The sequence below is a fragment of the Blautia sp. Sow4_E7 genome, assembly GCF_052116245.1.
In the GTDB taxonomy this organism is placed as follows: Bacteria; Bacillota; Clostridia; order Lachnospirales; family Lachnospiraceae; genus Blautia_A.
Map to the genome: position 1 here is coordinate 1 of NZ_JBQKLL010000154.1, position 361 is coordinate 361.

The following is a 361-nucleotide window of genomic DNA, read 5'->3' on the forward strand; positions in this document are numbered from 1 at the left end:
GTGTGTTGTGGATTTTTACGTGACATAATGAGTTCCTCCTCTTGTATTGATTATATAATACATTTAAGGGAATATCTCATTTTATTTTGTACTAATTAGATGCTAACACTAAAAAGATTAGCGCAGATAATAAATATTAGCAGATGATTGGAGGGAGCCGAGAATGGCTGAAAAAGGTTATGGAGAAATTAAAGCAAGAGCAAAAATTTTTCCAAGTGATATTGATAAATTCAGCGAGCAAGGGGTTAGCATGATATTGTCAATATTGGTTGACACATTTATCTCAAAGATATCACTGCCTATGCAGCCAGTCCCAGAGATTCGTAGTATCTCTGGCGCTTGATCATCGGAGGAAGCCCAC

Annotated in this window: 1 protein-coding gene; it reads left to right on the forward strand. The window is 36.6% G+C overall.

What is annotated here, in order from left to right:
* Positions 1–163: 163 nt before the first annotated feature.
* The gene (locus ACTQ50_RS19815; RefSeq protein WP_441485582.1) at positions 164–343 is read left to right on the forward strand and encodes a hypothetical protein; all 180 of its coding nucleotides are present in this window, start codon (positions 164–166) and stop codon (positions 341–343) included.
* The last annotated feature ends 18 nt before the right edge of the window (positions 344–361 follow it).

What these genes read in the sequence shown, in the direction of transcription:
- ACTQ50_RS19815 (WP_441485582.1), top strand. Translation starts at nt 164, where the DNA reads ATGGCTGAAAAAGGTTATGGAGAAATTAAAGCAAGAGCAAAAATTTTT.